The organism is Streptomyces sp. NPDC045287, assembly GCF_056432325.1.
Genome location: NZ_JBWKJG010000043.1, coordinates 1 through 8,260 on the forward strand (window position 1 = coordinate 1; position 8,260 = coordinate 8,260).

The window sequence follows — 8,260 nt, forward strand, 5'->3', positions numbered from 1 at the left end:
ACGTCGCCGAAGTACGACGCCTGGTCATCGACCCCCTGACCAAGGCACAGGCCAAGCAGCTCCGGGAGATCAGCCACCGCGTCAACGACGCCATCAACCCCCACCGCACCTGCCCCCCGATGCTCAACCCCTGACCGGCACCAGCCCCCAGGACCGGCCCGGCGCATCGGCTCCCCGCCCCGTCCCCACGTGCTCGACCACCCGCATCCGCCCGGAGGCCCGCCATGACCGACCCGCTCAACCCCGCGATACCCGCAGGCGCCTACGACGCCTTTCTCCCCGGCGCCCTCACCCGGGCCGCCGCCCAGCGGCCCTGGACACCGGCCGACGGGCCCCTTCCCGCGATCTACCTCAGCCACGGCGCCCCGCCGCTCTTTGACGACGGCCCCTGGCTGCGCGAGCTTTCCGACTGGGCCCTGTCCCTGCCCAAGCCCAAAGCCATCGTGATCGTCTCCGCGCACTGGGAGGACGCCCCGCTGATGCTGTCCGCCCCCGCGGCCGGCACACCGCTGTACTACGACTTCGGCGGCTTCCACCGGCGCTACTACCAGATGCGCTACGCCACCCCCGACGCCACCGGCCTCTCCGCCCGCATCGCCGCGATGATGCCCGACACCGAACCTCTCCACCAGCACCCCACCCGCGGCCTGGACCACGGCGCTTGGATCCCGCTGATGGCCATGTACCCGCTGGCCGACATCCCCGTCGTACAGATGTCCATGCCCACCCACGACCCCCAGCGCCTCCTGGCCCTCGGCCGCCGCCTGGCCCCCCTGCGCGACGAAGGCATCCTCGTCATCGGCTCCGGCTTCATGGTCCACGGCCTGCCCCACATCACCCGCGACATGATGCTCCACGGCACCGTCCCCGCCTGGTCCTCCGGCTTCGACGACTGGGCCGCCGACGCCCTCGCCCGCGGCGACGTCGACGAACTCGCCTCCTACGCCACCCGCGCACCCGGCATGCCCTACGCCCACCCCACCCCCGAGCACTACCTCCCCATCTTCATCACCCTCGGCACCGCCCAGAACCCCGAACAGCCCGCCCGAACCGTCATCGACGGCTACATGGCCGGCCTCGCCAAACGCTCCTTCCAACTGGCCTGACCCCTACCACGACCCCATCCCCACACTTCGGGAACCAGACCAGCAATGACCGCCCCTATTCCCGGTCACTGAGCAACGGGCACCACCGCCGCACCAAACTCAGCTGACCAGCCGGCCCTCGTTCTGCCTACTCACATGATCCAAAGGAAACGGCCTAGTACTGCAACGGTGCTTGCCGTGACTGATGGCCAAGTTGGTCGTTGGTGTGGTTATGGGTGGGGACCTTGCTGATGTCAGGTTGTGGGCCGGTGAGCTGGAAGCTGTGCATGGGCGATTCGTGCACCGTTTCAGCAGGTCGGAGCCCCGGGAGTCGGCACTGGCCTATATGCGGGGCCTGATCGCTCCGCTGCAGCGGAAGAACGGCTGGACACTGGCGGAGGAAGCCGGCCATGCGGGCCCGGACCGCATCCACCGGATGCTGAACCGGATCGAGTGGGACGCCGACGAAGTCCTCGACGACGTGCGCCAGTACGTCGTCGACCACCTCGGCGACCCAGGCGCCGTCCTGATCGTGGACGACACGGGCTTCCTGAAGAAGGGGACACGTTCGGCAGGAGTGCAGCGGCAGTACTCCGGCACCGCCGGACGGACGGAGAACTGTCAGGTCGGCGTCTTCCTCGCCTATGCGGCCGACCGCGGGCGGACACTGATCGACCGCAGGTTGTATCTGCCCGCCTCCTGGATGGATGACCGCGAAAGGTGCCGCCGGGCCGGCATCGACGACACGGTCGCCTTCGAGACCAAGGTGGCCATGGCCAAGGCGATGGTCCGCCGCGCCATCGCGGACAAGATCCCGTTCCGGTGGGTGACCGCGGATGCCGCCTACGGCTTCTCCAAGGGCTGGCGCTCCGAACTGGAGCGGGCGGACGTCTTCCACGTCATGGCCACCACCCGGCACGACACCGTCGTCACCCGCTGGGCGATCGACCACCCCGTCCACGACCTGTTCCACGGCCTGGCCCGGCAGAAATGGAAGCGCCGTTCCTGCGGCACCGGGGCCCACGGCCTGAGGATCTACGACTGGGCCCGCGTCGAGGTACGGCCCTGGCACCGGCCCGACCGCCGCCACTGGGTTCTCGCCCGCCGCAGCGTGAGCCGGCCCGGGGAGATCTCCTACTACATCGCCTACTGCCCCGCCCAGACCACGCTGGACGAGCTGATCCGCGTCGCGGGCAGCCGGTGGGCCATCGAGGAGTGCTTCCAGAGCGCGAAGCAGGAATGCGGTCTGGATGACTACCAGGTCCGCCGCTACCCCGGATGGCACCGGCACATGACCCTCGCGATGACCGCCCACGCCTGCCTGACCGTCCTGCGGGCCCGCGAACTGGACGCGGGGAAAGCAGAAACGGATCCTCCCAGCTCATCCACCTCAGCCTCGCCGAGATCAGGAGGCTGATCACCCGCCTCACCGACCGCCGGCCCGCACCCGTCGAGCACATCCTGCACTGGTCGACCTGGCGCCGACGACGCCAACACCAGGCCCGCACCAGCCACTACAAACGACGCGGACACAGCCCCTGACCTGGCCACCAGTCACCACAAACACCGTTGCAGTACTAGCCCTGCTGCTGCACCGACCCACCTGGGCCACCCCCGTCATCGCTGCGCTCGCCGCCATGATGCTCATGGCCACTGCCGTCGGCGTGCTCGTCGCCGTCACCCGCAGCTGAGCTCGTCTGGGCGGCACGCGCGGACGTGCCGCCCAGGCGAATCTGCCACACTTTCGCGCCGGGTATCCCCGGCGATATCAAGGCGATGACTCTGGTACAACGACCGTGAACGCTCAGACCGGCCAGATGGAGTGCTCATTGGCCAACCGTGGCGCTCAGTCACAGCAGCGGGAGCGCTTACCCGTCGCTCGTCCGGATCTGTGCCCCGTGTGCGTTTCGCTCGTACGTGCGGCGTGCGTTCTTTTCGATCTTCCGTGTCACCTCGGAGTCGAGGTCCACGCCGTTCATCTCGGCCAGGGCCGTCAGGTAGAGGAAGACGTCGGCCAGCTCTTCGCCGAGGTCGGGCAGGCCCTTGCGCCAGGCGGTGAAGGCTTCGCCGACCTCGGCGGTGAGGAGACCGAACTCCAGGGCTACGTCCGTGGTGTTGAACCCTTTGAGGGTCTTGTTCTCCCAGGCGAGTTTCTGGGCCGATCCGATGTCCACGGCTTCTCCGGCGGTGGTGCGGCAGGTGCTCTCGTAGCCTAGCGGGAGCTGTGTGCCGGCGCGCTGGGTTCGGCGGGCTATCGCCCTCACCGGTGGCGTCACCGTGGACTGCCTCCAGAAGGCGATGGCCCCCTCCTCGCCGACCCCATACGGCGGGCGGGAATGGTGGAACGGGCCCGGGCGTGTGGAAAGTCGGACGCGGCGGACAGGCTTGTGGAGGCGGCCTTGTCCACCGCGCCCGGCTGATCGACTCGGGACTTCTATGAGGGGGTGTCGGGCAGGACCCGCTGGACCAGGTAGAGCAGGTGCTCGTCCAGCAGTTTGTCTCCGTCCGGATTGATCGTGGTAAGGGCGACCATGCTCGTCACGATGACGTCGCACAACTCCCTCTCAACGTCCTGTCAAGTGTGGGAGACGCCCTTGCGGGGATTGGCGCCGAGCACGCCGTGGAGGACCTCGGCGACTTCCCCGTACTCCTCGGCAATCTTCAACACGCGCAGCAGCTCGACGGAGCCCGCATGCTCGGGGCCACGTTATCGTCCAGCCATGGACGTAACCGCCTCACGTGCTGCCACGTCTCATCGCTCATCGAAGACCTCCTTGAGGGGGGTAGGGGTTCAGGAGCAGGGGATCGCGGCCGGGGTGGGCCGGTTCAACGCCTCGGCACTGCCCTGGTACGAGCCCTGTGCGCCCGCCCTGGCCGTCAGGTCCGGCATCGGCGTGCCGGTGTCCGGCAGGGCGGGCGTCGGGTCGGGCTCTAGAACAGCGTGGGAGCGGCGTTCGCCGCCTTGGCGGGGTCGGTCACCGGTGGTGGTGTCCTTGCACGGAGGGCGCGGGAGCGGAGTGGTCGGTCAGCAGGTCCGGCATTCTGCCGTCTGATCTGAAAGGCGGATGCGAACGAGCGGAGGGCGGTCCGTCGTACCGCCAGGTGCGGTTACCCCTCCGTTCCCCGGTCGTACAGGTGCGACAGCACGTCGTGCAGGGGGAGGTGTTGGTCCTTGTCGGTTTCCCACCGGTTGTAGAGGAGGGAGACGGCCTCGGCGACTTCTGCCGGGAGGCGGGCGGCGCGCAGGGTGGCGGCGATCTCGTGCATCTCCGGCCCCCAGCGCCATGCGCGGGCCGCGACGCTGGGCAGGTAGTCCGGGTCGGAGAGGATCGCGGAGGTCATCGTGTTGGCTTCCTCGGTGAGGAGGTCGCTGACCCCGTGGTGCGCGGCCAGGGCGTGGGCGAGGCCGGCGAGGGCGCGGGCCGACTTCTGGTAGCTGGCGAACGACATCTTCAGGGCCGATGCCGCGCCGATGTCGCGGCCGGCCGTCCGCACGGTGACGTCGGTCTTGCTGAACAGGGCCTCGACCACGGCGATGGCTTCTTCCTGCCCGGAGAGGTACAGGCGGGCTGTTCGGCCACCGGTCGGGGGCGGGCCGATGATCGAGCCGTCCAGTACGGTGCAGGCGTTCGGCATCGTGTGGGAGATCCGCTGCATCCGCTCGGGGCTGATGGCGTTCGCGTCGATGAAGGTGCCGCTGTAGTCGTGCTGGGCCACGGTGGCGGCGACCTGTTCCGCGGCCTGCGGCGGGCAGACGCTCAGCACGATGTCACTCACCGCCAGGGCCTCGGCCAGGGACGCACAGGGGACGAGACCGGCTTTGCCGGCGCGCTCGTGGGAGAGGGGGCTGCGGCCGTCCGGTATCCACAGCACTTGGTTCCCGGCCTGTACCGCGTGGGCGGCCAGTGGTGCCCCCATCGAGCCGGGGTGCAACAAGGTGAGGGTGGTCACGCAGCGTCTCCTGGCGGGAGTTCGAGGGAAGGCCGTTCCCGGTGGGCGGACAACGCCTCGCGGAGGCCGATGGCGATAGGGGATTGTGCCCCTGGGTGCGCGGACAGTTGGTGCGAGAACTGCCCAAGGCGCTTCCGCACGCTTTCCGTGCCGCGTCGCGTGTTGATCTGGATGACCTCGTGCACTTGCAGCGCCGCGCCTTCCAGATCGCCGCGCCCCATACGGGCTGCCGCGAGGTCCATCCGAGCCAGCGACATCTCGCCCAGGCGCCGTCGTTCTGGTTCGGTGGATTCGAACATGGACACCGCTTGGTCGGCTGCCGTCTCGGCGTCGCTGAGGTGGTCGCGCCCTCCGAGCCACAGGTGTGTGCTGCTCGCGTAGAACAGCTGTTTCTCCAGAGGGAAGGCCATCATGCCGCCCGGCAGGTCGTCGCCTGAACCGGCTTGCTCACGCAGCCTGTCGGCTTCGCGCAGTGCGGCCAGCGCCTCGGTGGACTGGTTGAGCTGCCCGTACGCGCGGGCCTTGATGCTGGCCAAGCGGATGTTCGCCGTTCCCTGCGCAGAGACGAAGTCACTGCCGGATTCCGCGAGACGTACCGCGTCACGGGGTCGCCCGTCCCAGTAGGCGATCAGAGCCTGCAGTCCTCGTACCCAGGCCCTCAGTCCGTTGTGGCCGGCGGCTTGGCCGCAGGCGAAGGCAGTTCGCGCCTGGGTCTCCGCGGCCTCGTACCTTCCCAGGTCGAAGCTGGCGTTCGCCAGGACCCCGCACAGCACGCCTGCGGCCAGGAACAAGTCGATCGTCTGATGGGGAGGTTGCCTGCCTTCCAGGAAGTCGAAGGCCCTGTCTCGCAGGGCACACACCTCGTGGAACAGCGGCTCCACAGGCCGGTTGGGATAGGTGGTCACTATCCGCCGGATGTCGGCTTCCATCTGTTCCAAGGTCGTCGGGCCGATGTTGCTGGCCTCTGCCCTGGCCACGAACTCAGCCGATTCGTTGGCCGCCGCCATCACCACATCCTCAGCCACGTAATCGCCCTGCCTTCCCGCCCCGCATTGTGCACGCTCCCCCACGGCGGGGCCGATGGGGGTGGCGTTGTCGGCCACCGGCACGAAAAGGCTTTCGACGGGGACAGGACGGAAGAGATGCGCCAGGATGCGACGAGCTTCCGTTCGCGGAAGGCTCCGGATCTCTCCGTGGGCCCACCGGAAGAACTGTCGCTTCTCGATCGACGCGGTGGCCAGGCTCCTCGGACCTTCGGTGTCTGCCAACTCGCGTGCCGCCTGCTTGTAGCGGCGCACGAACACCTCGAAGGCTTGCCATCCGCGCTGCTTGATCAATACCTGGAAGAGAGTCGGGCTAGATGGCTCCACGGACACCCTCCGAATCGTGATTGCTCTGAAGCCCACGCTAGTCAGCAACGCGTCTCAGGAACAGCAAAGCTGGCCTGCACCACCTGTCTGACACCAAGAAGACACGGTTGAGGCAGAAGAAGACACAGCAAGGCGCCGTTACGGCCCTCGTAAAGACCTTCCCTCCCGGCCAGGCTGCGATCTCGTCGGCACAGGAAACGACCTGTTCCATCACTGCCCGTTACACAGCCGCCGACCGGTGAGGAGACACAGCAGATGGTCACGCGAACGACCGCGCCCCGGTCAACTGGGAACGCGTTACCCCTCGCCAAGCTGCTCCCCACGCTGCGGACAGTTCCTTGCCGGCACACCGGGTTGCTGAACCATCCCGTTCGTCAGCATAGGCAGGCAGTGTGATGACGTTCTCCGCGGTTCATCGCCACTTCGAGACTTCGATCTCCGCTGACCTGGAGCAGGTCCCGGCTGCACGGCATCTGCTGGCCGAGCACCTGCTGCGGTGGTGTTTCCCGGAGGCGTCGGAGGTGGTGGAGGTGGCTACCCTGGTCGCGGACGAGTTGGTCTCCAACGCGGTCCGGCACGGCTGTGAAGGGCCGTCGGAGAAGGTGGTACTCACGGCCGAGCAGGCGCACGGCTACCTGCTGATCGCGGTCGACGACCCCTCCCCGGTCCAGCCGGCACCGCGACAGGCGACCACCGCTGATGACGGCGGACGGGGTCTGCTCCTGGTAGACGCCTTGTCCAGCCAGTGGGGCTGGCACCTCGCCCGGAACGGATCGGGCAAGCGCGTGTGGTGCATTCTCCCCAGCGAGGTGCCCGCGTGAGCACCTCCCGCCCCAAAATGCCTTCCCACCCGCGAGAGAACGGTGCGGCCACCGTCCCGTCCCGCTCCCGCCTGCCGGCGACGCCCGCGGCCACGAGTGCCACCTGGCTGCGGGAGCGTGCCGCCGAGCAGCAGGTCCCCCGCGTGACAGGGGTGGGCGAGGAAGGCGGCGTGAGCGGCACCGTGGTGGTCGACGCCGACCGGCTCCAGGTCGATCTTCTGGCGGTGAGGCGGGCGGCCGGGAGCCGCGGGGCGGCCGTGCCGGCGGCTGTCGCGCGCCATCACCAGGTGGTGCGGCAGGTGGCTGAGTCGTGGTTGCCGGTGGCGGTCCGGTGCCGGGCGGCGGCTGCCGGTTCGCCAGCCGATGTGCGTCGCTGGGACGAGCTGATCGCAGCAGCGACCCTCGACCCCGGGCTGCCGGGTGTTTCGTCGTTCACCGAGGTCGTGGTGGCCGCCGGCGCGGTGCGTGCGTTGCTGCGGGCGATCCGCGATACCGCTCCGCCGTGTCCTACCGCGGCGGGGGTGGCTCGTCGTGTCGCGGCGGCGATCGACCGCGGCGACTACCCCGTGGGGGCCTCCCTGACCGCTGTGCGCGTCGCGGCGGACCTCCAGGTCCCGATCGAGGTGGCGCAGCTGGCCTTGTGCGACCTCCGGGATGGGGGCGTGCTTGAGCCGTTCCACAACCGTCTCCTGGTGGCGGGCCGCACTCCGCTGTATCAGCGGCAGGCCCGGTACGTGGCGGGGAGGCTGAGGCGCCAGATCGCCTTCGGCCTCTACCCGCCTGGCCGGTCCCTGCCGGCCGTGCGGGACCTCGCGACCGTGTTCGTGTGCGACGCCGCTGTCGTCATCGACGCGCTCCGGCAGGTGGCGGACGAGGGCCTGGTCGCCTCGCGGTACGGCCTGCCGGCCCGTGTCCTCGATGCGGCCCGGACTCTGCCGGCGCCTCCCTGCCAAGCCCCCGCGCAGCCGGCGACCGCCGGGGTGTTCACGCGCGCGGAGATCCGCGCGGCCGTACGGGCCGCGCACAGGCGGTG

8 protein-coding genes are annotated in these 8,260 nt (G+C 69.1%); 4 read left to right on the plus strand and 4 right to left on the minus strand.

What is annotated here, in order from left to right; translation table 11 throughout:
• Positions 1-224: 224 nt before the first annotated feature.
• Both AC07D6_RS33360 and AC07D6_RS33365 read left to right on the plus strand, forming a co-directional pair.
• The gene (locus AC07D6_RS33360) at positions 225-1,106 is read left to right on the plus strand and encodes a dioxygenase family protein (protein WP_479050688.1); all 882 of its coding nucleotides are present in this window, start codon (positions 225-227) and stop codon (positions 1,104-1,106) included.
• Positions 1,107-1,317: 211 nt separating this feature from the next.
• Positions 1,318-2,502 (plus strand): IS701 family transposase, encoded by a 1,185-nt coding sequence (locus AC07D6_RS33365; RefSeq protein ID WP_479050690.1) that lies wholly within the window; start codon positions 1,318-1,320, stop codon positions 2,500-2,502.
• Between the two features lie 451 nt (positions 2,503-2,953).
• Here AC07D6_RS33365 and AC07D6_RS33370 read toward each other — a convergent pair whose 3' ends face one another.
• The 4 genes from AC07D6_RS33370 to AC07D6_RS33385 form a co-directional block, all read right to left on the minus strand.
• Positions 2,954-3,259, minus strand: a complete 306-nt coding sequence (locus AC07D6_RS33370) for a MazG-like family protein (protein ID WP_479050692.1) — start codon at positions 3,257-3,259, stop codon at positions 2,954-2,956.
• A gap of 401 nt (positions 3,260-3,660) precedes the next feature.
• Positions 3,661-3,753, minus strand: a complete 93-nt coding sequence (locus AC07D6_RS33375; protein WP_479050694.1) for a nucleoside triphosphate pyrophosphohydrolase family protein — start codon at positions 3,751-3,753, stop codon at positions 3,661-3,663.
• 440 nt (positions 3,754-4,193) lie between these two features.
• Positions 4,194-5,036 carry an NAD(P)-dependent oxidoreductase gene (locus tag AC07D6_RS33380; protein WP_479050696.1) on the minus strand — a complete coding sequence of 281 codons (843 nt, stop codon included), beginning with the start codon at positions 5,034-5,036 and terminating at the stop codon, positions 4,194-4,196.
• Entirely contained in the window at positions 5,033-6,373 is a 1,341-nt protein-coding gene (locus tag AC07D6_RS33385) for a hypothetical protein (RefSeq protein ID WP_479050698.1), read from the minus strand. The genes AC07D6_RS33380 and AC07D6_RS33385 overlap by 4 nt, the downstream gene beginning before the upstream one ends.
• A 428-nt stretch (positions 6,374-6,801) precedes the next feature.
• Between AC07D6_RS33385 and AC07D6_RS33390 the strand changes: the two genes are divergently transcribed.
• On the plus strand, positions 6,802-7,227 hold the full coding sequence (locus AC07D6_RS33390) for an ATP-binding protein (protein WP_479050702.1): 426 nt from the start codon (positions 6,802-6,804) through the stop codon (positions 7,225-7,227).
• Positions 7,228-7,397: 170 nt separating this feature from the next.
• The coding region (locus AC07D6_RS33395; RefSeq protein ID WP_479050700.1) for a GntR family transcriptional regulator at positions 7,398-8,260 on the plus strand (863 nt) is incomplete at its 3' end.